The 23,884-nt window shown below is 64.0% G+C and carries 20 protein-coding genes and 3 pseudogenes; 8 read left to right on the top strand and 15 right to left on the bottom strand.

The annotated features are described in order from the left end of the window. Nucleotides 1–2: 2 nt before the first annotated feature. The 6 genes from ACIUM1_RS14775 (at nt 3) to ACIUM1_RS14800 (ending at nt 5,812) form a co-directional block, all read left to right on the top strand. Nucleotides 3–971 carry a zinc-binding dehydrogenase gene (locus ACIUM1_RS14775; RefSeq protein WP_406813424.1) on the top strand — a complete coding sequence of 323 codons (969 nt, stop codon included), beginning with the start codon at nt 3–5 and terminating at the stop codon, nt 969–971. Nucleotides 972–1,045: 74 nt separating this feature from the next. Next, entirely contained in the window at nt 1,046–1,927 is an 882-nt protein-coding gene (locus tag ACIUM1_RS14780; RefSeq protein WP_406813425.1) for an acyl-CoA dehydrogenase family protein, read from the top strand. Between the two features lie 8 nt (nt 1,928–1,935). Then, complete coding sequence (locus tag ACIUM1_RS14785) at nt 1,936–3,111, top strand: acyl-CoA dehydrogenase family protein (protein WP_406813426.1); 1,176 nt, start codon at nt 1,936–1,938, stop codon at nt 3,109–3,111. A gap of 43 nt (nt 3,112–3,154) precedes the next feature. Next, the gene (locus ACIUM1_RS14790; protein WP_406813427.1) at nt 3,155–3,568 is read left to right on the top strand and encodes a nuclear transport factor 2 family protein; all 414 of its coding nucleotides are present in this window, start codon (nt 3,155–3,157) and stop codon (nt 3,566–3,568) included. Next, complete coding sequence (locus tag ACIUM1_RS14795) at nt 3,565–4,299, top strand: SDR family NAD(P)-dependent oxidoreductase (protein ID WP_406813428.1); 735 nt, start codon at nt 3,565–3,567, stop codon at nt 4,297–4,299. The genes ACIUM1_RS14790 and ACIUM1_RS14795 overlap by 4 nt, the downstream gene beginning before the upstream one ends. A gap of 4 nt (nt 4,300–4,303) precedes the next feature. Continuing rightward, nucleotides 4,304–5,812, top strand: coding sequence for a flavin-containing monooxygenase (locus ACIUM1_RS14800; RefSeq protein WP_406813429.1), 1,509 nt, complete (start codon nt 4,304–4,306; stop codon nt 5,810–5,812). A 143-nt stretch (nt 5,813–5,955) separates the two neighbouring features. Here the strand turns inward: ACIUM1_RS14800 and ACIUM1_RS14805 are convergent, their stop codons facing one another. The 3 genes from ACIUM1_RS14805 to ACIUM1_RS14815 form a co-directional block, all read right to left on the bottom strand. Further along, on the bottom strand, nt 5,956–7,503 hold the full coding sequence (locus ACIUM1_RS14805; protein WP_406813430.1) for a class I adenylate-forming enzyme family protein: 1,548 nt from the start codon (nt 7,501–7,503) through the stop codon (nt 5,956–5,958). Further along, nucleotides 7,494–7,970, bottom strand: coding sequence for an SRPBCC family protein (locus tag ACIUM1_RS14810; RefSeq protein WP_406813431.1), 477 nt, complete (start codon nt 7,968–7,970; stop codon nt 7,494–7,496). Before ACIUM1_RS14810 ends, ACIUM1_RS14805 begins: the two co-directional genes overlap by 10 nt. 124 nt (nt 7,971–8,094) lie before the next feature. Then, complete coding sequence (locus ACIUM1_RS14815) at nt 8,095–8,862, bottom strand: enoyl-CoA hydratase/isomerase family protein (protein ID WP_406813432.1); 768 nt, start codon at nt 8,860–8,862, stop codon at nt 8,095–8,097. A gap of 284 nt (nt 8,863–9,146) precedes the next feature. Here ACIUM1_RS14815 and ACIUM1_RS14820 point away from each other — a divergent pair, with 284 nt between their 5' ends. Both ACIUM1_RS14820 and ACIUM1_RS14825 read left to right on the top strand, forming a co-directional pair. Next, nucleotides 9,147–10,352, top strand: a complete 1,206-nt coding sequence (locus ACIUM1_RS14820) for a cytochrome P450 (RefSeq protein ID WP_406813433.1) — start codon at nt 9,147–9,149, stop codon at nt 10,350–10,352. Between the two features lie 29 nt (nt 10,353–10,381). Next, nucleotides 10,382–11,215: an SDR family oxidoreductase gene (locus ACIUM1_RS14825; protein WP_406813434.1), complete on the top strand. Its 834-nt coding sequence runs from the start codon at nt 10,382–10,384 to the stop codon at nt 11,213–11,215. Between the two features lie 92 nt (nt 11,216–11,307). On the opposite strand, the gene ACIUM1_RS14830 is transcribed toward ACIUM1_RS14825, so the two are convergent. The 12 genes and pseudogenes from ACIUM1_RS14830 to ACIUM1_RS14885 form a co-directional block, all read right to left on the bottom strand. Then, the gene (locus tag ACIUM1_RS14830) at nt 11,308–11,760 is read right to left on the bottom strand and encodes a DUF3892 domain-containing protein (protein ID WP_406813435.1); all 453 of its coding nucleotides are present in this window, start codon (nt 11,758–11,760) and stop codon (nt 11,308–11,310) included. Beyond that, entirely contained in the window at nt 11,714–11,881 is a 168-nt protein-coding gene (locus ACIUM1_RS14835) for a hypothetical protein (RefSeq protein ID WP_406813436.1), read from the bottom strand. Before ACIUM1_RS14835 ends, ACIUM1_RS14830 begins: the two co-directional genes overlap by 47 nt. An 830-nt stretch (nt 11,882–12,711) precedes the next feature. Next, nucleotides 12,712–13,510: pseudogene (locus tag ACIUM1_RS14840) on the bottom strand (SDR family NAD(P)-dependent oxidoreductase); the annotation flags it as partial. 177 nt (nt 13,511–13,687) lie between these two features. Then, nucleotides 13,688–15,295, bottom strand: a complete 1,608-nt coding sequence (locus ACIUM1_RS14845) for an AMP-binding protein (RefSeq protein WP_406813437.1) — start codon at nt 15,293–15,295, stop codon at nt 13,688–13,690. A 17-nt stretch (nt 15,296–15,312) separates the two neighbouring features. Further along, complete coding sequence (locus ACIUM1_RS14850) at nt 15,313–16,173, bottom strand: alpha/beta fold hydrolase (RefSeq protein ID WP_406813438.1); 861 nt, start codon at nt 16,171–16,173, stop codon at nt 15,313–15,315. Then, the gene (locus ACIUM1_RS14855) at nt 16,170–17,447 is read right to left on the bottom strand and encodes an acyl-CoA dehydrogenase family protein (protein WP_406813439.1); all 1,278 of its coding nucleotides are present in this window, start codon (nt 17,445–17,447) and stop codon (nt 16,170–16,172) included. The genes ACIUM1_RS14850 and ACIUM1_RS14855 overlap by 4 nt, the downstream gene beginning before the upstream one ends. A gap of 76 nt (nt 17,448–17,523) precedes the next feature. Then, nucleotides 17,524–18,397, bottom strand: a pseudogene (locus ACIUM1_RS14860) (SDR family oxidoreductase). Between the two features lie 3 nt (nt 18,398–18,400). After that, nucleotides 18,401–19,288, bottom strand: a complete 888-nt coding sequence (locus ACIUM1_RS14865; protein ID WP_406813440.1) for a MaoC/PaaZ C-terminal domain-containing protein — start codon at nt 19,286–19,288, stop codon at nt 18,401–18,403. A gap of 12 nt (nt 19,289–19,300) precedes the next feature. After that, nucleotides 19,301–19,694, bottom strand: a pseudogene (locus ACIUM1_RS14870) (SRPBCC family protein). A gap of 57 nt (nt 19,695–19,751) precedes the next feature. Then, nucleotides 19,752–20,942 (bottom strand): lipid-transfer protein, encoded by a 1,191-nt coding sequence (locus ACIUM1_RS14875; protein WP_406813441.1) that lies wholly within the window; start codon nt 20,940–20,942, stop codon nt 19,752–19,754. Nucleotides 20,943–21,479: 537 nt separating this feature from the next. After that, nucleotides 21,480–22,694 (bottom strand): IS110 family transposase, encoded by a 1,215-nt coding sequence (locus tag ACIUM1_RS14880; protein ID WP_406813442.1) that lies wholly within the window; start codon nt 22,692–22,694, stop codon nt 21,480–21,482. A gap of 127 nt (nt 22,695–22,821) precedes the next feature. Then, on the bottom strand, nt 22,822–23,466 hold the full coding sequence (locus tag ACIUM1_RS14885; RefSeq protein WP_406813443.1) for a TetR/AcrR family transcriptional regulator: 645 nt from the start codon (nt 23,464–23,466) through the stop codon (nt 22,822–22,824). Nucleotides 23,467–23,884: the final 418 nt, after the last annotated feature.

Raw genomic sequence — 23,884 nt, forward strand, 5'->3', positions numbered from 1 at the left:
CGGTGTGGTCATACCGCCTCGTCGCACCGTATACGTTCGAGCGAACGACGCTGCCGGAAACGTCACCGGAATCGCTGGCTGAAGGCCAAGTGCTGCTACGGTTCCGGGCTGCAGGTGTCTGCGGCAGCGACATCCCCGCCTTCCGCGGCGCGCGCGGCAAGATCGCCGGCGACACCGGAGCCAACGCAGCCGACAAGGACGGCTTTCCGATTCACGAGATCGTAGGCGAGGTCGTCGCCAGCCGGCACCCAGAGCACCGCAACGGCAACCGAGTCGTCGGGTGGGCATCGGGCTTCGACGGCTTGATGGAACTCGTTGTCGCTGACGGCAATGGACTGGCGCAGTATGACGCGTCGCTGAGTCCACAACTCGCCGTGGGTCTGCAGCCGCTGGCTTGCGTGCTCTACGCCGTCGAACAACTGCCTGACCTGAAGGGCCGACACGTCGCGGTTCTCGGCCAGGGCTCCATCGGACTGCTCTTCTCCTACGTAGCGAAGGCGGCCGGCGCCGCGCACGTCACAGGCATCGATCCGGTGGACCGCTCGCACATCGGAGCTACCTTCGGGGTCGACACGATCGTTCATGCCACCAGCGACCGGTGGGTGAGCCATCTCGATCCGAATAGCCGGCCGGACATCGTGATTGAAGCCGTCGGTCATCAGGTCGCAACTTTGGGCCACGCTATCGGCGCGACAGCGTTCGGCGGCACAGTCTTCTATTTCGGCGTTCCGGACGACGACTGCTACCCGATCAGCATTCGCACGCTGCTGCGTAACAACCTCACGCTGAAATCCGGCGTGACGCTGGACCGTCGGCGAGTGTTGGCCGCCGCTGACGAGTTCGCCAAGGCACATCCCAACCTACTGGGCAATTACCTGACTCATACCTTCGGTGTCGGCGACGTGCAAGCGGCATTCGACCTCGCCAGCCACCCCACCCCAGGACGCATCAAGATTGCGATCGTCGAGTGAGCACTACGACTGAAGAGATCGTATTGTTGCGCGAGTCGGTACGGGACTCGCTGAAGTCGTTACACAGGGGACCTGTGGATGAGCAATGGCCGCAGTCCTGGACCGACAGTTGGGATACGTTGGCCGAGCAGGGATTGTGGTCGACGATTGTGCCGCCGGAAGGATCGCTGGCGCTGGCCGCGGTCGTTGTCGAGGAATTAAGCCGGGCGCTGTACTCAGGTCCAGCGTGCGAGACTCTGGTTGCGGCTTTTGTGCAAGACCGCTTACGTGACAGCGCGATTACTGATGCTGACATCGCATCTGCCCACGCGTTCGTGTCTGACGACTCGCTGATGGTTCACCCAGCACCCCAGACCCGGCTGATCGTCGCCACAAGTCAAGACGATCTGGTCATCGTCTCGGCTGCCGAGACCGAGAGCTCCGCCGTCGCGTCACTTGACGTCACCCGCCGGGTTGTTCGCCTGCGGCTCAGGGACCAGCCGCTGACCATCGTCTCATCACCGAATTCAGGACTGGCCGCCGAATGCCGCGCAGTCACCGCATTGCTGTATTGCGCAGATACTCTCGGCTGTGTCGAGCACGTCCTTCACAGGACCGCCGAATATGCCTCGCAGCGAAAGACATTCGGGTCACCGCTCGGCAAGTACCAAGCTGTCGCGCACCGTCTCGTCGACCACGCTGTCTCCATACAGCAAATGCGGCTGCTGCTCAATGTCGCCATCGCAGCCTTCGATGGGTCCGCGCCTGACCTGTTGCATCATGTCGCCACCGCCGAGACGTTTTTCTACCGTTGCGGCAGCGAGATCCTCAGTGACTGCATTCAACTGTCCGGCGCGATCGGGTTCACCTGGGAGTTCGGTCATCACTTCTACCTTCGACGGGCGGTGCAAAACACCGCGCTGGCCGGTGGACGTCAGCGTCCCCAACAGCGACTGGCTCAGGTGGCGCAGTGGTAGGAAATCTGTTGGATCATGCAACGATCGATACGGAGTTCCGCGGGGAGGTCCGCGACTTCATCGCCCGACGTGCCCCGTCTGGATTTTGGTACGACGGAGTGCGGGTGCCTCGTGACCCCGACACCGAACGGGCGGTCCGTAATTGGTATGCTGAGCTGTTCAGCGCCGGCATGATGGGCGGGTCCTGGCCTGAGCAGTACGGTGGTCGCACCGGGCACACTCCCTACCACGACGCAGTGGTGATGGAGGAGATCGTGCGAGCGCGGGCGCCGCGACCGATCGACCAGGTGCTATTGGCGGCACATCTGATCATTGAGTTCGGATCCGACGAACAGCGGGCCAACTACCTGCCGAGAATCCGTTCGGCCCAGGATATCTGGTGTCAGCTGTTCAGCGAGCCAGGTGTCGGTAGCGACCTCGCGAGGCTGACCACCAAAGCAGTTGCGCTGCCGGACGGCACTTTCCGAGTCGACGGCCAGAAGGTTTGGACCACCGATGGCCAGTGGTCGCAGATGGGGGTGCTGCTCGCTCGCACCGATCCCTCGGCCCGTCCGCACGCGGGGTTGACGACCTTCCTGGTCGACATGGCGAGCCCTGGGGTCGACGTGCGGCCGATCCGGGAGATGACGGGCTCGGCTGAGTTCTGCGAGGTGTATCTCGACGGAGTGATCGTTCCCGCCGAGCAAGTTCTCGGGGAGATCAATCAGGGCTGGGCCGTGGTGACTACAGGCCTGGCATCGGAACGAGCGTATGTCGGTGCCAACGCGGTCGTGCTCGAATTGCTCTTCAATGACCTGGTCGACCTGGCCCGCAATATCGAGTATCCGAGCGGCCTTGCGATCGACGACCCGGTAGTACGGGAAGCGTTGGCGGAGTTCAGCGCTCGCGTGTCGGCCGTCGAGTGCATCGCTCGACGTGCGGTGGACCGGGTCGCGCGCGGTACGGACATGCCGGCCGACGCGTTGATCGCCAAGCTTGCCTACACCGAACTGAACGTGGCGATCTGCCGGTACGCAGTGGATCTGGCCGCAACGGGGCGGCTCCGACCCGAGGGAGCCGACGTTTATGTGCGCTGGCAGCAAGCCTTCCTGTGGTCGCGGGCCTTGACGATTTCCGGCGGCTCATCGGAGATCGTGCGCAATGTTCTTGCCACCCAGCTGTTCGGGTTCCCCAGGTCCTGGTAGCCGACGGCTAAGTAGCGGACGGATATGAGAGAAAGCAGCGACGATGACTGAATGTGCGGATGAGCAGAATGCGATCCGGGGCCTGCTGGCGGCGTACGCACTCAACCTCGATGCCGACGACATCGAGGCATGTCTGGACTTGTTCACCGAGGACGCAGCGTTCCTGGTCTACGGTAAAACGCTGGCCGGTCGCGAACGGATCAAGAAAATGTTCACCCGAGCCCCCAACGGAATGCATCTGACCGGGGCTGCGCTCATCGATGTCCGCGGCCAGACTGCCACGGTGCGGTCCCAGGTGCTGTTCGTCGAGGCGTCCACGCATGAGATGCGGCCCGCCCTCTACGACGACGAGCTGGTCAACATCGATGGAGAGTGGCGCTTCCGGAGCCGCCGTTGCCAATTCATCACCGGCAGCGGGCTTTCTGACAGCCCTGCAGAGAAAGCGCAGACCCAATGACGTCACTTGAGCCGGTCGCCTTGGTCACCGGCGCTGCGCGCGGGCAGGGCGCAGCAATCGTCGAGCGGCTCTGCGGCGATGGCTTCCGGGTGGCCGCGTGTGACGTGCTGGTCGACGAGCTGGAAGTGACCACGAAAGCTTTCGATCCAGCCGCTGTGATCCCGCTCTCGCTGGACGTCACCTCGGCAGATCAATGGGACGCGGCAGTACGCGAGATCGTCGAGCGCTTCGGCAGATTGACCACCTTGATCAACAATGCAGGTGTCTTGCACCGAGCTTCGTTGACTGATGAGACTGCGGCCGATTTCGAAGCAAGCTGGCGGGTGAATTGTCTGGGTCCGTTCCTTGGTATTCACGCAGCGCTGCAACAGCTTCGAGAGGCGGACGGTGCTTCTATCGTCAACACCTGCAGCACCGGAGCGATTCGGGCCTTCCCGAATCACTCCGCATACGGGTCATCGAAGTGGGCGCTGCGGGGCCTTACCCAGGCGGCCGCAGTCGAGCTCGCCGCATCCGGCATCAGGGTCAACGCCGTATTCCCAGGGCCCGTGGAAACACCCATGCTCGACGCGCCAACACAGAACCGCCTAGCGGCCAATGCGTCGATCGGTCGGCTGGGCAGGCCGATGGAGATCGCCGACGCGGTGGCGTTCCTGGTCTCCGAAAATGCCTCGTTCATCACCGGAGCCGAACTCGTCGTCGACGGCGGCCAGTGCCTGCAGATTGGATGACGTAATGTCGAAGACCCTGTCGGTGGGGATCATCGGGGCCGGCCCTGGTGGATTGGCGCTTGGAATCTTTCTGAAAAAGGCAGGCTTTCGTGATTTCACCATCTTCGACCGCGAAGATGGAGTGGGCGGAACGTGGCGTATCAACACCTATCCCGGTCTCGCTTGCGACGTGAAGTCCCACCTGTACTCGTATTCTTTTGACCTCAACCCGAATTGGTCCCGGCTGTGGTCGAGCCAACCGGAGATACTCGAGTACTTCGAAAGTTGTGCGCAACGCCACGAACTAACCGGGCATCTGAAGTTGGAGACCGAAGTCGTCTCGGCCAAATGGTGCAGCGACACCGAGCGGTGGCAGCTGACGACGACAGCCGGCGATGTGCACGACTTCGACATCGTGGTGTCGGCCGTCGGGCTTTTCACCCAACCCATCATGCCGGCTCTCGTTGAAGAGGAACCGTTCACCGGTACCCTGATGCACTCGGCGCGCTGGGACCACTCCGTCGACTTGGCGGGCGCGCGGGTCGCAGTCCTCGGTACCGGGTCGACCGCGTCGCAGGTGCTGCCGGAACTGGCGAAGGTCGCGAAAAAGGTGTACTCGATTCAGCGTTCGCCCACCTGGATCCTGCCAAAGCCGGACCGGCCCTACACCGACCGAGAGAAATGGGCATTCGCCCATGTGCCATTCGCGAAGAAGTTGTACCGCATGCGATTATGGCTGCGCAGTGAGTCGAACATCTCGGTGATCGAAAACGGCAGCGACAAGACACAGGAGTTCAAGGCGATCGCCTTAAAGGTGCTCGAGTCCACGGTCAGCGACCCGCAACTCCGCCAGAAGCTCACTCCCGGGCATCCTCTGGGTTGCAAACGCTTGGTCTTCTCATCGGATTTCATTCCAGCTTTGACTCGATCGAACGTCGAGGTGGTTTCCAGCCCGGCACGTTCGCTGCGAGCCCGCTCTCTGGTCACCGAGGACGGCAGCGAACTAGACGTGGACGCAATCGTATGTGCGACCGGATACGCAGCGGCGGACTATCTGGGTCAGATTGAGGTCGTCGGTCAGCGCAATACGGCACTGCGCGAGAAATGGCGGGACGGGGCATTCGCCTACCTGGGCATGGCCGTTCCGGACTTCCCTAACTTTTTCATGTTGTACGGGCCGAACACCAATGTCGGGTCCAACAGCGTCATCTTCATGCTAGAGGCTCAGGCGCACTACATCGTGCGGGCATTGAAGTACATGCGGCGTCGGCGCAAGGCCTATGTCGCAGTACGTCCAGAAGCCATGGCCGACTTCCTCGCTAAAGTCGATCGGTGGATGGAGGGAACCGTGTGGACCACGCGCTGCAACAACTACTTTCGAGCGGCGAACGGCCGGGTCGTCACCCAGTGGCCGCGCAGTGCGCGCTCCTTCTGGGGGATGACACGGCGGTTCAAGGCCGCCGATTACACCTTTGACCCGCCTTCGACCGGCAAGCCGGTCGAGGCGCATCGGCGAGCTGCGGCTAATCGGTAGGGATCTTGCCGACGCGCTCGGCTGAACTCCTTCAGCCCCTGGAGTCATCTCCACCGCCATGTGTCGTGCAGAACTCGAGTTTTCCAGCGGCGAGGGAATGCGAGCACTCATCGCGCCGGCTGATATGCCTACCGCAGCGTTGCTCATCCGCTGGCGATGCGAGGCGCGTAAAGTGTTCGCAGGTGCCGGGTCTCATCGCTGAGTTGTCGACGAATGATCTTGCCACTCGGAGTGCGGGGATAGGTGCCGTCCCACACGACGATCTGCTCCGGCAGCTTCCATTTGGCTAAACCAGCGCCGATCAGGTGGTTCACCACGTCGCCGTAGGTGATGTCCCCGGTCGTCGTTGCTTCGCGAACAGCCAAAACCAGTCGCTCACCAGTCTCCTCATCGGCTACCGCAAATGCCGCGCAGTCACCCAAACCGGCCGCAGCGAGCTCGACTTCGGCCAATGAAATCTTCATTCCCTTGCGAACCGCCACCTCTTTGAGGCGCCCCTTGATCCGCAGACGGCCGAGGTGAATGTCTGCTTGATCGCCGGTGCGAAGCCAGTCATCGACGAAGGCGTCGGCGTTGTGGGAGTCGTTGAGGTACCCATGGAACTGGTGTGGACCTCGGATGATCAGCTCGTCAGCGCCGCTGGCGCCACATATGGCGATCTCGACACCGGGCAAAGGCGTGCCTTCGTCCGACGAGGATGTGATGTCGTCCAATGCCGTTGCGGTGGAGAACGGTGCCTCCGAGGAACCGTAGACGCGGACCGGTTGAACCACGAATCGTATTGCGCTGTCGATGATTTCCGGCGAAATCACCGTGCCGCCCAGTGCAATACACCGCAGCGGCAATGAAATACCCTGCCGTTGAGCCTCTGCAAATAGTGTCTCGGCGATCACCGGTGCTCCACCAACGACAGTTGCACCGTGCTCACACACGCGAGCCAGCGATGACGGCCCCGAAAACCGGTCCTCCATGATCACCGTGGCATGCGTGGCCAAAGCCGAATGAAGCTGCAACACACCGGTGATGCTGGCCAGCGGACTCGACAGGAAGAACGCATCAGCACCAGTGATCCTCAGCGCTTCGATCATGTTCGAAGTTCCGCAGCGCAAACTGTTGATGGTGTGGACGACACCCTTGGGTGCACTCGTCGTTCCGGACGTAAATACCACGGCTGCAGGCACATCGGGATTGACGAGAGCGTCGTCGACAACCGGTAATGATGCGCTGTCTTCGGCTACCACGGCGTCAAGGGAGAGCACACTGCAGTGGCGCGGGAGACCAAGACGTTGCGCGTCGTCGTCGAAGGCGAGAGCGACCCGCGGCCGTGCTGTGACGCACGCGTTGAGGATGTCGGACGTCCCGCAACGCCGGTCCAGCAGCACCGCGACGGCGCCCTGATACAGCGTGGCTAAATACGCGGCCGCTACTTCGTTACGCAGCGGCGTGATGATCAGCACGGCGTCATCAGTGGTCACGCCCGCGTGCGCGAGAGAGGCTCGAACCCGCTGAACCGCGTCGGCCAACTCCGTGAACGTCCAGGAAGAATAATTGTCTACCAGCGCTTTACGAGAGCCACCCGATGAAAGCGCGTTGACATGCTCGGCGGCGGTCTGTGCGGGCAGCCAGTGTCCCGCGCGCCGATATCCCTCCGCCGTATGAGCCGAAGGAGGAAACGTGCTGCCTATCCGCAACTACCGAGCTCTCGGGCGATGGCGGCATGGTACTTGTCGATGTTGGCGGGATTCACAATGTGGAACAGCGCATCCGGCAGTGGAGCGTCTTTATAGGCTTCGATCGTCATGGTCCGAGTGAACAGCGTGATGTCTTGGCCGGGCCGGGTGAATTCGTATTGGACGGTGATCCGCCCTTCCATGCCGCCGTTGCCGTCGAGGTCGTGACCGAGACGGCCGACTGAATTGAAGACCCACATCCGCGGACGCATGGCGATCGCGAGGTGCCAGGTGTAAATCCGATCACCATCGGGCCCGGCTTCGGTCCAGACATCACCGATCTTGAGTGGCAGATGCGTCGGGACCTGGCCGACATGGGCGCTTCCCGGGTAGGTTTTCGTCCAATTCGCCGGGTTGCTGACGAAGTCGTAGATCATCTCAGCCGGCTGCGTGAACGCGGTCGCCGAGCTCGTGGTCACGATGCCCACTCGGGTGCCTTTCTGTTTTCGATGACGCAGGAGGCCTTAGCCCACCCACCGCTAGCTTTACAGATCACGCCCAAAGTGTCACGTTTTTAGTTTCGACGCAGTAGCTGGCGGCCCACCCGCGACTTTACGAACCGCCTGACGCGATCCGGGCGAGGTTGTCCAGGAAGCCTTCTGAGATGAAGGATTGGTTCTCTGCGGCGTTGGCGAAATCAAGTGTCGCCAGGACGGCACGTTCGAGATTGATATTGAGCAGCCGCTTCGTGCTTTCTACTGCCTGCTGTGGCAGTCCCATGATCTTTTCTGCGCACGCGACCGCCTCGGCGAACGGATCAGTGACAACGTGGTTGGCCAACCCGAATTCCACGGCTCTGTCGGCTGGGATCCGGGCTCCGGTGAGCGCGTACTCCTTGGCCAGAAGCAGGCTCATCTGCAGCGGCCAGGTCAGCGGGCCACCATCGGCGGCTACGAGTCCGACCTGTACGTGTGGATCGGACAGGTAGGCACTCTCGGCCATATAGACGATGTCGCTGAGCGCCACCAGGCTGCAGCCCAAACCGACGGCGGGACCGTTCACGGCGGCCACGATCGGGATGCGGCAGCGCGCCATTCCCAACACGATGTCGCGGCCGTGTCTGATCGTTTTGGCCCGCAGCGCATCGTCTTTGGCCAACTCTTCGATGTAGGCGAGGTCGCCGCCGGCGCAGAAGGCCCGGCCGCTGCCGGTCAGGATCGCGGCGCGGACGGCCGCATCTTCGGTTAATCGGTTCCACAGCACCGCCAATCCTGTGTGCAGGTCGTCGTTGACCGCATTGAGTGCATCGGGTCGATTCAGCGTGATGATGCGCAGCGCACCGTCAGCTTGGACGTCGATCTCGTCGGGCATGTCGTACACGTCAAACTCCTGATCCGAGGATTCGTGAAGCGATGATGTTTCTCTGAAGCTGCGATTGTCCCGCTTGATCATCGCCGCGCAGCGGCGTATCGCCTGCGGGGCGTGTGGTTTGGCGCATTCACGAGGCAGCTTCTTCTTCGCGAGAGCTTTACAGATTGAGCCAAAAATGTCACGCTGTCACTCGAGCGGTGGCGATACGCACGTGGCTCGGTCGGGCATCGGGGACCGGGCTTGTCGTAGATCCATGGCAGCCTGGCCTTGCGAAATGCACTGAGAGTGATGCGATGACGACATCGAAGCTGGTGTTTGACCCCTTCTCGGAGGAGTTCTTCCACGATCCGTACGAGACCTACCGACGATTGCGGGACGAAGCACCGGTCTACTACAGCGAGAAGTACGATTTCTATGCGCTGACACGCCACCAGGACGTCGCGGCGGCCTTTAAGGATCACGAAACCTACTCGTCGTCGCGAGGGGTCACCCTCGAAGAAATTCAGTCCGGAGAGCACGGAACTGAGCAGTCAATCATCTGGATGGACCCACCGGAGCACCGTCGGATGCGCAGCCTGGTGAACAAGGTCTTCACTCCCCGTGCAATCAAGGCGCAGGAAGCGGTGATTCAGGACAGAATCAGGTATCACCTCTCGCAGGTCGATCCGCAGGGGTTCGATGTCGTAGCGGATTTCGCCGCCTTTTTTCCGGTCGAGGTCATTACCACGATGCTCGGCGTGCCCGTGGAGCATCGGCAGCAGGTCCGGCTCTGGCTAGACACTGCGCTGCACCGCAAGCCGGGCAAGATGACCATGAGCAGGGCCGGCAAAGAAGCAATGGTGCAGACCGGGTTGCTCTATTACAACCTGATTCAGGAACGCCGGGCCGATGCCCGGGACGACATGATCAGCTCGCTGATCGCCGCCGAGGTCGAGCGCGACGACGGCAGCCGAACCAGCCTCGATGATGTCGAGATCGCCGGCTTCTGCACGCTTTTGGGCGGTGCCGGCGCCGAGACGGTCACCAAACTTGTCGGCACGGCAGTGGTCTTGTTCTCACAGCATCGCGACCAGTGGGCGCAACTACACGCGGACCGCAGCAAGATCCCGGCGGCCATCGAAGAGGTGTTGCGTTTTGAAGGCCCCGTCCAATACGACTTCCGCTACAGCCTCAAGCCGGTGTACTTGCATGGCACCACAATTCCCGCCAACAAGCCGGTCATGCTGGCCGGAGCGTCCGCCAACCGCGACGAGCGCGCATTCACCAACGCCGACACCTTCGACATCAACCGTGATCGCACCGAGGCGCAGAACATCGGCTTCGGCTACGGCATTCACAGCTGCCTGGGCGCCGCGCTAGCGCGGCTGGAAAGCACGATCGCGCTGAATTGTCTGCTCGACTTCATGCCCGACTATGAGGTCGATTACGACAACCTGCAACGCGTGGCGATGACGAGCGTGAACGGCTACGCCAACGTACCCGTCCGCGTCAGCCGTTAGCAGCGGCCGCCAAATATCCAGGAGACGAAATGCCCAACCAACAGCAACCTTTCGCAGATCGCACGATGGTGGTGTCCGGCGGGAGCCGCGGGATCGGGTTAGCCATCGCACTCGGCGCAGCACGCCGCGGGGCCAATGTGGTGCTGCTAGCCAAAACCGCTGAGCCGCATCCACGACTGCCTGGCACAGTTCACACCGCGGCTGCCGAGGTCGAGGCCGCCGGCGGCAAGGCGCTGGCTGTCGTCGGTGACGTGCGCAGCGAAGAGGACATTCAGCGCGCTGTCGATGCCGCGGTACAGCAGTTTGGCGGAGTCGACATCTGCGTGAACAATGCCAGCGCCATCTCGGTCGATCCCACTGAAGCGTTATCGGCCAAGAAATTTGACCTGATGCAACAAATTAACATCCGGGGCACCTTCCTGCTGACTAAGGCCTGCTTGCCGCACCTGCGCGCGTCGCCGAACCCCCACGTGCTGACCATCGCTCCACCGCTCAACATGAATCCGTACTGGCTTGGCGTCCACCCGTCGTACACGCTGTCCAAATACGGGATGACCTTGCTGTCGTTGGGATGGGCTGCGGAGTACGCCGAAGCGGGGATCGGTTTCAACTGCCTGTGGCCGCAGACCTACATCGCGACCACCGCAGTTGCCAATTCAGCAGGCGGAGACGCGATGATGGCATCGTCTCGAAGCCCAGAGATCATGGCCGACTCCGCGATTGAGATTCTCTCCCGCCCGGCGCGCAATGCGACCGGGCGTTGCTACATCGACTCCGACGTACTTTCGGAGGCCGGGGTCACTGACTTGTCCAAGTACGGCGGGGGAGCGCATCCCATCCCCGATATTTTCGTGGACATCTGACGCAGCGGTAATAGCTCGCTAGGTCGCCGCAACAGCCTGCGACTTGAACGCCTTGGCCGCCGCACTCAGCTGATGTTGCGCATCGTCCGACGTCACCCCCACCACCCGCGCAGGTGGTCTTTCCAGACATCGTTGGTATGCGTGCGTAAGTGCTTTGCGCCGGCGTCGGTCTGCACCATGCCGACGCTAACCATGTCGTCGTCGTCATCGACATAGGCGGTGTCGTTATGAGTTTCGATCCGCGCGGCGATGTCGTCAGGTGTGCCTTCACCAGATTCTCCGGTCGATGTGTCTGTCCACCGGACTCGGTCAATGTGTACGTGAGTGGCGCCGCCGGAGAGGCGAACTGCCGTGATGCGGATAGCCATCGGTGTGACCTTTCGTGCGCGGGTGGGCGCGTTGACACCAGACGGATGCGGGCTTTCGAGCGTGGAGCCGCTGAGCAGTTCTCGAGTTGCGGCTGGCGTGCGTGCTGGTTGGGTTGACGGGCTGTTTCCCTTAGCCGGAATCTGCGGTGTCAGCTTGGTCCCGGAAGGGATGTTCATCGGGGTCCCCGTATTTCGGATCCCCGTTGTCGTCGAGCCATTCATTGATTGCGGTGCCCGTGATGGTGCCGTGCGACCCGGGAAGGGTGACAGTCGGCTTGTCCTCGTAGGCCTCGACCATCTGACGAACTTCCTCACGGCCTTGCTCGCTGAGGTGAATGTCGCCGTCTGAGGGTCGCTGGTGTCGCGCGGATCGCACCTGTCAAGTTTTGTCTTTGCACTTCGGGTGTCGTCATTGTCGTGGGCGCTCACGAATGTGTCGGTCTCCTTGACGTATGGGGTAGCGGATTGCCTGTACGACAGACGAACTGACGATGCGCTCGCCGTCACGGGATTCTTCGTGCAACACCGAACCGTCGCGTTCCTCGGCGTGCTGGCGCAGGCCGGCAGTCGACTGGGGTGCGTGCGAGGCGGGAGTGCGCGGGGAGAAGTGTCACAGTGACGAAAGCTCGCTGGCCTGGTCCGGATAGATGAACGGATTACTGCTATGTCTTCGCGGATCACCGCCAACATGTTCCGGATCGGACAACGGGCAGCGTCACCACGAAAGTTAGCGTAGTGCAGTACTATTCCTCTGCCGATAACATATCTACGCCATATCCTAAAGCTGTGGCAGTACTTCGCTGCTGTTCGGTCTCAGTGAAGTTGTCATTTTTTCGCGGTGTCACCTGATCGATGTCGGGGCGACTCCCTCGCTGCTGCGACTCACGCCGACACGTGCTACCCGATGGGGTGACCAAATTCGTTGAGGTCCATATGTTCTCCGTTGTGCTCAGTCGACGCCCCTGCGTGATGACACTGACGCCGTACTGGCGCCCGGCCACCCGGACCGTTGGCGCGGCCCGATCGGGGGAATGGTTGGAATTCGCTTCGCACGTCGCGATGTTGGCGGGCGGGCTCGCCGAACGGCGGGTAATTAACGCGTCATCGGGTGGACGGTCCGTCGTGGGGCTCGGCGGCAGCCGAATCCTGGGTCGCTTGGGTGGCCTTGCGGCGCACGAAGTCGACGACCTCGGGGGCTACGTAGTCGGCTGCGGCGGCGATGCGGGCAAAGGTGGGGCTTAGCCGGCGTGGCCGGTGCACCAGTGCCCCGCAGATCACCGCGGCGGCTTGGTCGGGGGTCAGAGCGGGGACCATGGCATAGAGGGCCGTGGGGGCGATCATGGGAGTGCGGACCAGGGGCATGTGGATGGTGGTGAAAACCACGCCGTCGGCGGAGGTCTCGGCGTGGAAGGCGTCGCAAGCAGTGTCCAGCGCGGCTTTGGAGGCGATGTAGGCGCCAAAGCGTGAATTGCGACCTTGCACCCCGGCCGAGGACACGTTGACGATGTGCCCGCCGCGGCGTTCCCGCATGCCGGGTACGAAGGCCAGGATGAGGCGCAGCGCGGCGAAGTAATTGAGCGCCATGGTGCGTTAAAATCGTGGATGCGGTCGTAGGAAGAGGCCAACGACCGCCGGATGGACCTGCCGGCGTTGTTGATCAACACATCGACTCCTCCGTGATGGGCCAGGAGGTCGGCGACGACGGTGTCGACGGCAGCGGAGTCGGTCAGGTCGCAGGGGCGCGGGTCAGCGGTGCCCCGTCGGCGCGGATGGTCCGCGCGAGGTCCTCGAGCGCCTCGGCGCCGCGGGCGATGAGGACGACGGTGGCTCCGGCTGCACCGACCCGCCGTGCGGCGGCTTCGCCGATACCCGACGATGCTCCGGTGATCACCACGACTTTCCCGGCCATTATCTCTTCAAGAGAACGGTCGGCGCGAGTGAGCCGCTGCGTGAGTTGCGCCGGGGAAATGCTGCGCGGGACAGTCAACGCCTGGGTCAGCAGGTCCACGGGAATCGAGGCTGCGCGAAAGGCTTGTCGTTGCCACCACGGTGTGCCCATCGACGAGGTCCTTTCGATGTAAGTCGTTGGTGCGCCAGACAGCGGTCAGGGGGCGGTGCCGGCGGACAGGTCACGCTTAAGGACCTTGCCGGTCGGGTTGCGGGGCAGCGCGTCGAGGAACGTGATGTCGCGGGGCACCTTGTAGCGGGCCAGGTGGGTCTTGACGTAGTCCTTGACGTCCTGCTCGGTCAGCGTGTCGGTGCGCCGGACGACGAAGCAGTGCAGACGTTGTCCCCAGTCCGGATCGTCGACGGCGATCGCTGCGGCTTCGGTGACGTCGGGGTGCCCGGCGAGGGTGTCTTCGATCTCGGCGGGAAAGACGTTCTCCACGCCGGAGATGATCATGTCGTCGTCGCGGCCGTCGATGAACAGCCGCCCGGCGCGGTCGAAGTGTCCGACGTCGCTGCTGGACATCAAGCCGTCGACGACGTCTTTGCCGCCGCCACCGGTGTACCCCTCGAACTGGATCCCGTTAGCGACGAAGATGCGCCCGGTGGTTCCGTGGGCCACTGACCGCCCTCCGTCGTCGAGGATGCGTACCGTGGCCCCGCGCACGACGCGGCCCACGCAACCCGGTTCGACGGCGAGGTCGGCTGGCGTCGCGATGGTGGCGTAAGCCACCTCGGTGGATCCGTAGAGGTTGTGCACGACCGGACCGAATGCCTGCAGGGCGCGCCGACACAGCGGGGCGCCCAGCTGAGACCCCGCGACGAACACGATGCGCAACGCCGACAGATCCCACTCGGAGACGGCTTGGTCGAGATCGAGGATGCGGCGCAGCATCACCGGAACCACGATCAAGCCGGTGGCGTGGTGGTGGGCCAGGCTGTCCAAGGTCTGGCGTGGGTCAAAGCGCCGCCGGATCACCAGCGTCGATCCCAGCGCGACGGCGAGCACGGTATGGGAGAGTCCGAGGCCGTGATAGAGCGGCACACAGCATTCGGTGACCCCGCGAGCCCGAAAAGGCGCCTTGGAGAGCAGGCCGGCAACCGGGATCAAAGACCGCGGCTGTGACCGGGGGGCACCTTTTGGCGTGCCGGTCGTCCCGCTGGTGAGGATGACCAAAGTGGCCTCGACCCCAGGTGCCGGCGGTGGGGCTGGGTTGCACTGCCGCGCCAGCGAGTCCAGCTGCCAGCCATGACCGTCGTCGTGGTGGTCGGTCCAGGCCTGCCAGCGCCCGCAGCGGGCGTCGATGTCGGCGACAGCCTCAGCGAACTCCTCGTCGTAGACGATCAGGTCGCCGCCCTCACGGGCTAACACGTCACGCAGCTGCGTGTTCCCGAAGTCCGTGTTGAGCAACACGATTCGAGCGCCACACTTCGCGGCGGCGAACAGTGTCACGACGAACCCGCGGTGGTTGCGGGCCAGGATGGCCACGGTGTCCCCACCGCGCAGCCGGGCGGCGCGCCAACCGTGGGCGACGGCGTTGGTGTAGGCCTCTAGCTCGGCGAAGCTCAGCGAGCCGCGTTCGTCGATGACCGCAGCACGCTGCCCGAAGCGTGCCGCGCTGATTCCGGGCAGCCCGCCCAGCGCACCGAAGCTGCGCACCGCAGTCACTGCCGCCGGCAGGTGCGCGGGGGGCAGCGGACCGAGCACCCCGGCGCGCACCAATTCGCTGGCGGCCCACCCTTCGGTGTAGGCACGGGCTGCCATCGCCAATATCCGGCCGATCACGAGCCGGTCCGATCGTGGCCGGTGCTGATGCGTTGGATTACCTCGGTGATGATGCGCACCACGGCGTCGGGGTCATCGAGTTGGGGGCAGTGACCCGAGCGGGGCAGCACAGTCAGCTCGGCGTTGGGAATTTGGGCGGCCAGGGTGCGGCTGGCGTGCACCGGAATGATGCGGTCGTGCGCGCCGTGGACCACCGCCGTCGGACACGACACCTGCAGGCCGTGGTGAGAGCCCAGCGCCTCACGGGCGTAGCGGAAGGCGCCCTCGCCCAACTCGGCGATGGCCTGCCAGGTGGCGTACCCCTCAATCCAGCTGTCGAGGACCGCGCGGTCTGCAGTGTAACCGGGTCCATACAGCAATTGGGCCAGCGCGCGGCGTGTGACCCACGGCAGCGGCGCGCGCGGCACGCGGATCGCGCCGACCGCACGCCACACCCAGGACGGCACCGTGACCGTCCTCGCCAGCCACGCTAGCCAGTGCCTGGCATAGAGGGGATCGTTAAGGGCGATCAGGCCGACCACACGGTCGGGTCGGCGGGCCGCGGCGCGAACCGCGGTGGCCGCCCCCAGCGAGTTGCCCAACATCACCACCGTGGCCCACCGATCGAGCAGGGAGTCGACGAACTCGTCGAACTGCGCGACCAGCGGACCGTCGCGGCGGCCGGCGGCCTGCCCGAAACCAGGCAGGTCCACTGCGTAGGCGGATCGGCCCGCGGCGTGCAGGCGCGTGAGGACCGGTCGCCAGGTGTCGGCGCTGTCGCTGTAGCCGTGCAGGCACAGCACGGGCGGCGCCTGGCCGCTCACCGACAGCATTCGGCTGCTGATCCCGCCCACTTCGTCGTGGGTTTCGGTGATCATCCGCGCAGCAGACCCTTGGCGACGTGGGTGATCTGCACCTCGTTGCTGCCGGCGTAGATCATCAACGACTTCGCGTCACGGGCCAGCTGTTCGACGCGGTATTCGGCCATGTAGCCGTTGCCGCCGAACAGCTGCACCGCATCCATCGCCACCTCGGTGGCGGCTTCGGAGGTGTACCACTTGATCGCCGAGGCTTCCCCCAAGTCCGGCAACGTGCCGGACTTCACCTGTTCGAGGGTGCGGAACACCATGTTCTGCACGTTGAGCCGCGCGACTTCCATCTTGGCCAGCTTGAGCTGAATGAGCTGGAATTGGGCGATCTGCGTGCCCCACAGCCTGCGGTGCTTGGCGTAGTCCAGGCACAGCCGCAGGCATTCTTCGATGATGCCCAGTGACATCACGGCCACCCCGAGGCGTTCGGCGGAGAAGTTGGCCCGCGCGCTGTCACGGCCGTCACCGCCGGAGTGCTTCTCGGTCTCCCCCAGCAGCCGATCCGGGGTGAGCCGGACATTGTCGAAGAACAGCTCACCGGTGGGCGAAGACATTTGGCCCATCTTCTTGAACGGCTTGCCCTGGGTCAGGCCCTCCATCCCGGAATCGAGCACGAAGGTCAGCACCGGTCGGTCGCGCTTGTCGACGCTCGAATCGCCCTCGTCGAGCTTGGCGTAGACGACCAGCACGTCGGCGTAGGGTCCGTTCGTGATGAACGTCTTCTGCCCGTTGAGGATGTAATCCTCGCCGTCGCGGCGCACGTAGGTCTTCATGCCGCCGAACGCATCCGAGCCGGCGTCGGGTTCGGTGATCGCCCAGGCCGCAATCTTGTCCAGCGTCATCAGCTCCGGAAGCCAGCGCTCCTTCTGCGCCAGGGTGCCGCGGGTCATGATGGTCGCCGCCCCCAGACCCAGGCTGACGCCGAAGGTGCTGAGCAACCCGATGCTCACCCGGGCCAGCTCGGCGACCATGATCGCGGCCATCGACACCTGCGCGCCCAGCTCGGTCATCCCGCCGCTGGCCTCGGTCTTGGCGGCGCGATCGGTGATGCGGTCGGCTTTTCGGTCTCCGGCTTCCTGCTTGGTGCGCTGTGTGTCGAGCATGTTCTTGACGGCCTCGGCTGCCATCACGTCGAGTCCGAATTCGCTGAACAGCTTGCGGGCGAACGGGTATGGCGATACCGCACCGCTTTCCAGCTCGTCGAGGTGGGGGCGGATCTCGCGGTCGATGAACTGGCGCATGGTGTCGCGCATCATCAGGTCGGTATCGGACCATTCGATCATGGGGGTGTGTTCCTCATTCGGTAGGTGATGACGAGGGGATTCGGCGGGTGATGGCCAGGGCCAGGGTTGTCCGCGCCTAGCTCGGTAGGCGGGCGGCGATGTCGTCGATCTGCCATAGACCGTCGGTTTCGATGGTGTTGACGTCGTGCCAGCCCCGCAGCTGGGAGATGGCGCCGCCCTGGACGGCGTAGACCTGTCCGGTGATCGGGCATTTCTCGGTGGCCAGGTAGGCCACCAGCGGTGCGATGTTCTGCGGGCCGAACAAGTCGATCTCACCGTCCGCGGGCTCATCGGCCATCAGGGCGCCCATGCCGGGGGTGGCCAGCGTCAGGCGGGTACGGGCGATGGGGGCGATGGCGTTGACCCGGACGCCGTAGCGTTCCAGCTCCTCGGCTGCGACAAGGGTCATCGCCGCGATTCCGGCCTTGGCCGCACCGTAGTTGACCTGTCCGGCATTAGGTACCGTGGTACCGGAACCGGAGGCGGTGTTGATCACTGATGCCAGCGGCTGCTCTCCGGGCTTTGGACTTGGTCTTCCAGTACATCGCGGCGTGGCGCAGCACCGCGAAGTGGCCTTTGAGGTGCACTGCGATCACCGCGTCCCAGTCCTGCTCGGACAACCCCGCGATAAAGCCGTCACGCAAGATGCCGGCGTTGTTGACCACGACGTCCAAGCCGCCGAACTGTTCCACGGCCAGGTCGATCAACGATCGTGCACCGTCGAAGGTGGCGATGTTCTCAGTGTGGGCGACCGCCGCGCCGCCGGCAGCGGTGATCTCGTCGACCACTTCGTGCGCGGGCCCGGCGTCGACGCCTTCGCCGGCGTTGCTGCCACCGAGGTCGTTGACGACCACACTGGCACCTTCGCGGGCGAACAGCAGCGCGTGCTCACGCCCGATTCCACGTCCGGCGCCGGTGATGACCGCGACGCGTCCGTCCAATGCACCCATGTCTTACTCCTTTGTCTCGTCGTCGATGTCGGCCCAGCCGTCGGTGATGGCTTTCTCACCGGCGGTGCCGACACGGGTCGTCTCAAATCGGTAGGTCGTGACCCCGTCGCGGCTCCCGTCGCGCCAGATCCGGGTCTGCAGGTCGTCGCCGGGGAGCACCATCTTGGAGAACCGCACCGCAAGGCGCCGAAGCCGGGTCACGTCGGAGTCGGCGACTTCGGTGAGCACCGCCCACGAGGCGAACGCCATCGTGCACAGCCCGTGGGCGATGATGCCCGGCAACCCGGCGTCGCGGGCGACCTCCTCGTCGAGATGGATTGGCATGGGATCCCCGGAGGCGGGGGAGTAGCGGAAGGTTTGGTCGTCATCGACGTGCTGGGTGACCGTGGCGACCACGGGCTGCTCTCGTAAGTGCTCGTCGAACTTGTGACCGGGACTGAGCTCACCGACCGTGGTGCCGGCGTCGAAGTTGCGAATGAAACAGGTCACGTACTGCTCGTTGACCAGTTCGCCTGCCTCGGTGCGGCATTCGACGAAGATGGCGGCTCGGGTGCCGTTGTCTAGACCTTCGTAGCCGATCATCTTCGCTCGCGAGACCAGAATGTCACCGGGGCGGATGGCGCGGTGGAACCGGAAGTCCTGTTCTCCGTGCACGACCTTGGGGATCAATTCGATGGGCACCACGTCGATGGCGGGCATCAGCATCGCTTCGAATACCGGGACGATGGCGAACACCGGTGCGGCGACCTCGCCGCTGCGGTGGGTGGCGATGGGGTCGTTGGTGGCTTCGGCGTAGTCGATCAGCCGTTGCCGTTCGACGACGAAGCGTTCCTCCTCACACCAAATGTCCAATCCCGTGTCGTCAAAGGACAACTTCTTGCTAGCAGTCATGTGCCGGCGGCCTTAGGCGCTTGCCGACGCGAGCGCGTCGAGGTTGGTCAGGGTCGCGTCCAGCTGATTGGCGCCGTCCTTCTCCACCGCCTTGGCCAGGGCACCCTTGATCAGGGCGCCTTCGAAGTCACCGGAGACGGTAAAGCGGGCGCCCTCACCGGCGGGTTCGACGAGGAAGACGAATTGCGCCTTGACCCGTGGTGATCGTCCACTCGATCTTATTGGCCATGCCCAGCATCATGATCTTGGCGGTCAGCTGGGCCCCTTCGGTCAGCTCGGCCGGCGGGTCCTTGAGCCACTTCTCGTGGACGGTGAACCACTCGTCCCAGGTGGCGGGGTTCGACACCGTCGCCCACACGGCGTCCGGGCTGGCCGACAGATCCCTGCTTGCCTCGATGTGTCCCATGCGATGTCTCCTTCGGAAGATGATGCGTGCTGTTGAATGCGGTTGTGTCGGCGCGCGTTAACGGTCTGCGCGCTGGTAAGCGGTGACCACTGCTGCCCCGCCGAGACCGATGTTGTGCTGCAGTGCGGCGGTCACGCCGTCGACCTGACGCCTGTCGGCGGTGCCGCGCAGCTGCCAGGTCAATTCGCTGCATTGGGCCAGTCCAGTGGCCCCTAGGGGGTGGCCCTTGGAGATCAGTCCGCCGGAGGGATTGACCACCCAACGGCCGCCGTAGGTGGTGTCCCCGGCGTCGATGAGCTTGTGCGCCTCACCTTCTGCGCACAGCCCCAGCGCCTCGTAAAGCAGCAGTTCGTTAGCGCTGAAGCAGTCGTGCAGTTCGATGACTTGAAAGTCCTCGGGTCCTAACCCGGACTGCTCGTAGACGTTTCGCGCGGCGGTGACGTTCATGTGGTAGCCGATTAGAGACTTGCAGGATCCGTCGAAGCTGTTCTCGAAGTCGGTGGTCATCGACTGCCCGACGATCTCCACGGCCTGAGCCGCCAGCCCGTGGCGGTCGACGAAGTCTTCGCTGGCCAGAACGGCAGCACCGGAGCCATCAGAGGTCGGCGAGCATTGCAGCTTGGTCAGCGGGTCATAGATCATCCGGGCATCGAGGATGTCGTCGAGGGAGTATTCGTCCTGGAATTGGGAGTAGGGGTTGTTCACGGAGTGCTTGTGGTTCTTATAGCCGATCTTGGCGAAATGCTCTGCGGTGGAGCCATGTTGGGCCATGTGCTCGCGGCCGGCGGCGCCGAACATCCACGGCGCCGGCGGGAACAGAACCTCGGAGATCTCGGCCATCGCCATGATGTGCTTGTCCATGGGGTTGACCCGGTCATCGAACGTCGAGGCCAGTGATCCGGGCTGCATCTTCTCGAACCCGAGGGCGAGCACGCAGTCCGCCAGGCCGCCCCGGATGGATCGAGCGCCCAGGTAGAGCGCCGTCGACCCGGTCGAGCAGTTGTTGTTGACGTTGACGACCGGGATGCCGGTCATCCCCAGTTCGTAGACCGCGCGTTGTCCCGAGGTCGATTCGCCGTAGACGTAGCCGACGTAAGCCTCCTGGACCTCGCGATAGTCGATGCCGGCGTCGGTGAGGGCGTCGGTTCCCGCCTCGCGGGCCATGTCGGGGTAGTCCCAGTTCTCCCGACGGCCCGGCTTTTCGAACTTGGTCATTCCGACCCCGATGACGAACACCTTGCGTGACATGACTTCCTCTCCTGAACGGCTTCAAAAAACATACATACTGGAATGTATATTTTGCAAGTCACAAGCGTGGCCGCCCCGGACTGGGAGAAGTCGTGTAGGAGACAGCAGGGTCGATGTCGTATGTGAACGCGGCGGTCCGCGAGGGTTGGGGCCGTCGCGGCGGGCGGGAGTTGACTGGCGGGCTAGCTGGCTGTAGTTCGTGTCAAGTTCTGGGTTCAGGCGTGGTTCGTCGGCATCCGGGTTGCGGGTGCTGTTGAGGGTGCGGGTGTTGTCGGCGGTGATGGGCTGGGGATCGGGTGCGGGGCGCCCACGCTGATGTATGCGACCTCGTGGTTTGGGTCATCTGGCGTCGTTCGGGCTGCCGTGGAGGCGAAGGACCGGGTGCCAAGCTAGTCACGGCGTAACCCTTAGTGGGCCCGCCATAGCGGCGACGGCATCTGATCCGGCCCTTCGTCCCGTCCCTCGAGCTTGGCACTGCCGGTGGGTGGTGTGAAGGGTGTCGTCGTGTCCTTCCTCGACGGTGTCCGGGCTTGGGTGTCAGTGCCAGCGGGTCCGGTCGTAGCCGATGTGGTCGCGCACCAGTGCGTGGGCGATGCGGGTAGCGCGATGGGCCAGTGCGCAGGCGATGATTCCGCCATGCTTGCCGCGGGCCTTAAGGCCCAGGGCGTAGGCCTTGGCCGCCGGCTCGGTCAGCCACAGTCCTACGCCGAGATCGATCAGTGCGCGGCGCAGCGCGACGCTGCCTTCTCGGCTAATGGCCCCGTCTCGGCGTTTGTGAGCGGATTCGTACTGCATCGGGGAAAGCCCCGACGCGCGGTAGACCTGTCGCGGTCCCGGCCACCGGGTCGGATCGCCCAGGGCGGCAGCATAATTGGATACTCGCACCACACCCCAGCCCGGCACCGTGGTCAAGGTGGCATACGGGCTGCGCGGCAGCAGGGCGCTCAACGCGGTCTCGGCCGCCTGGATCTGCTCGTCGAGGTCAGCCAGCAAGTTCAGGTCGGCGGCCAGGATCTGGCGGGCGATCACCGCATCCCGGGTGGGTAGTGCCTCGCGTGCTACGGCGACCAGACGCTCGGCGACCGGGCGCCGCAGCTGCAGGTCTCGGGTCGCGGCGAAACGGATCAGTCGGTTGACTCCGAGTGCAGCCAACCGTGCGGGGTCACAGAATTCGGCGGCGACCAGCCGGCCGATCCTGGTGGCCAGCACGTCGGGCAGCGCCACGGTCAGTCCAGGAAACGCTCGATCGAGTTGACCGAGCAGCTGGTTTTTCGTCGCGGTCCGCGTGGCCACCCGTCGGTTCCGATGCGCCGCCCAGGCGCTCATTTCACCGATCACGACATCGTGATCGGCCACAGGATTCCCGTGCCCGACCAGCACGAGTTCGGCAATCGCCTCCACGTCGATGACGTCGGTCTTGACCCGCCGCCGGCCCTGCGCCCGGCGCTGCTCGGCGACATGGGCGGGATTGAGTTCGAGCACCTCCCACCCCGGCGGCCACCGATAGTCCAGCACTGGACGGTGATAGTGGCCCGCAGCCTCCACGCCGACCTTGACACGCCCCGATGCAGGAACCACGGCCATCACCCGAGCCGCCACCGCGGACAAGCCCGACCGGTTCATCGTGAACTCCAACGGACCAAGCAACCGATGGCGACTTGCATCGGTCACAGAAAACAGTGCCGAAGTCTTGCCGACATCAACGGCAACGACGATCGTCGACAACGTGACTGGAGCGGTTTGCACAGACACAACAACACCTCCGGGGGGTGTCAGGAAGAGGTCCACGTGCGCCAACACACGGACCCCGACAGGAATCAGTTACAGATCCCTTCCTGACACCTCCGGAGGCATTTGAGAAGGACCAACTCGATCTATATCAGCGGCGATCGTCGAGCAGTGGACGCATGGCCACGGCCAGGTAGACGCACGCCCGCTTCCAGCGGCGGTGCGCGCGGGTGTGACCGTGTTCGACGAATGCGCCCAACAAGATTCCTCGCAGTGCGTCCATGGCGGTGTATACGGCGTCGCGCAGTTGTTTACCCTCGGTCGAGGCGGGCCACAGCTGGGTCATGGCCGCCGCCAAGGTCTCGTTGACCAGCGGCTCGACCCGTTGCACGTGCTCGGCCAAGACCGGATCGGTGCGCGCTGCGACCCACAATTCAACGGTGGCGGTGAACATGGGGCCCTGGTGGGATTCCCACAGGAAGTTCAATACCGTGGTGACCGGATCGGCGGCCAGCCGCGCCACCGGTATCTCGCGCAGTACGGCCTCGGCGCGCTGCTGAGCCAGGTGCTCGATGGCGGCGACGACCAGGTCCTCCTTGGATCTGAAGTGGTGCACTTGGGCCCCGCGCGTCACACCGGCCATCGCCGCTACGCGTTGGGTGGTGGTGCCGGCGTAGCCGTAGGAGACCAGGCAGTCGATGGTGGCGTCGAGCAGGCGGGTCCGCATGGCTGCGCTGCGTTCGGCCTGCGTGCGTCGCGCGGGCCGCGGACCGCTTCGGGTGCCCGTGTTCCCCATTGGTCCTCCGCGAGAAAGTCGACGTCGTCGGTGTCGACGGTAACGCACATGCCGAGCTGCATGCTGGTCGAAGCGGACCCCGGCAGGACGGCAACACCCAGCGTGTCACGGTCGATGGAAGGCTTCTGAGGATGAAATCCGTTGTGCGGGTAAGTATTGCCGCTAATGGGCTTCACCGCGGCGGATGGCCGGCGATGAATGGATGCCGGCACCCGCCGGCTTCCTCCTCCGGTAAGCAAGTTCGGCCGCCGTTTCCCCTGCGCGCCATCACCATTGCTCGGACTCCCATTCTTGTGCCATGCGCTTCGCTGCATCGAGTGTCGGCGCCCGCTGAGGTTCCACGGCTCGGCTGAACCGGTTGTCGCGCTTGTCCGCCCGAAAATGGTGCGTTGGGTGGGTGCTGGGGGCGTTGATACTG

The sequence above is a fragment of the Mycobacterium sp. M23085 genome (assembly GCF_045343915.1).
GTDB lineage: Bacteria > Actinomycetota > Actinomycetes > Mycobacteriales > Mycobacteriaceae > Mycobacterium.

Coding starts and splice junctions, on each gene's coding strand:
- ACIUM1_RS14885 (WP_406813443.1), bottom strand. CDS start 23,466: ATGGGGAACACGGGCACCCGAAGCGGTCCGCGGCCCGCGCGACGCACG.
- ACIUM1_RS14850 (WP_406813438.1), bottom strand. CDS start 16,173: ATGATCACCGAAACCCACGACGAAGTGGGCGGGATCAGCAGCCGAATG.
- ACIUM1_RS14790 (WP_406813427.1), top strand. CDS start 3,155: ATGACTGAATGTGCGGATGAGCAGAATGCGATCCGGGGCCTGCTGGCG.
- ACIUM1_RS14825 (WP_406813434.1), top strand. CDS start 10,382: ATGCCCAACCAACAGCAACCTTTCGCAGATCGCACGATGGTGGTGTCC.
- ACIUM1_RS14845 (WP_406813437.1), bottom strand. CDS start 15,295: ATGGCAGCCCGTGCCTACACCGAAGGGTGGGCCGCCAGCGAATTGGTG.
- ACIUM1_RS14820 (WP_406813433.1), top strand. CDS start 9,147: ATGACGACATCGAAGCTGGTGTTTGACCCCTTCTCGGAGGAGTTCTTC.
- ACIUM1_RS14795 (WP_406813428.1), top strand. CDS start 3,565: ATGACGTCACTTGAGCCGGTCGCCTTGGTCACCGGCGCTGCGCGCGGG.
- ACIUM1_RS14830 (WP_406813435.1), bottom strand. CDS start 11,760: ATGAACATCCCTTCCGGGACCAAGCTGACACCGCAGATTCCGGCTAAG.
- ACIUM1_RS14865 (WP_406813440.1), bottom strand. CDS start 19,288: ATGACTGCTAGCAAGAAGTTGTCCTTTGACGACACGGGATTGGACATT.
- ACIUM1_RS14835 (WP_406813436.1), bottom strand. CDS start 11,881: ATGGTCGAGGCCTACGAGGACAAGCCGACTGTCACCCTTCCCGGGTCG.
- ACIUM1_RS14800 (WP_406813429.1), top strand. CDS start 4,304: ATGTCGAAGACCCTGTCGGTGGGGATCATCGGGGCCGGCCCTGGTGGA.
- ACIUM1_RS14875 (WP_406813441.1), bottom strand. CDS start 20,942: ATGTCACGCAAGGTGTTCGTCATCGGGGTCGGAATGACCAAGTTCGAA.
- ACIUM1_RS14855 (WP_406813439.1), bottom strand. CDS start 17,447: ATGATCGAATGGTCCGATACCGACCTGATGATGCGCGACACCATGCGC.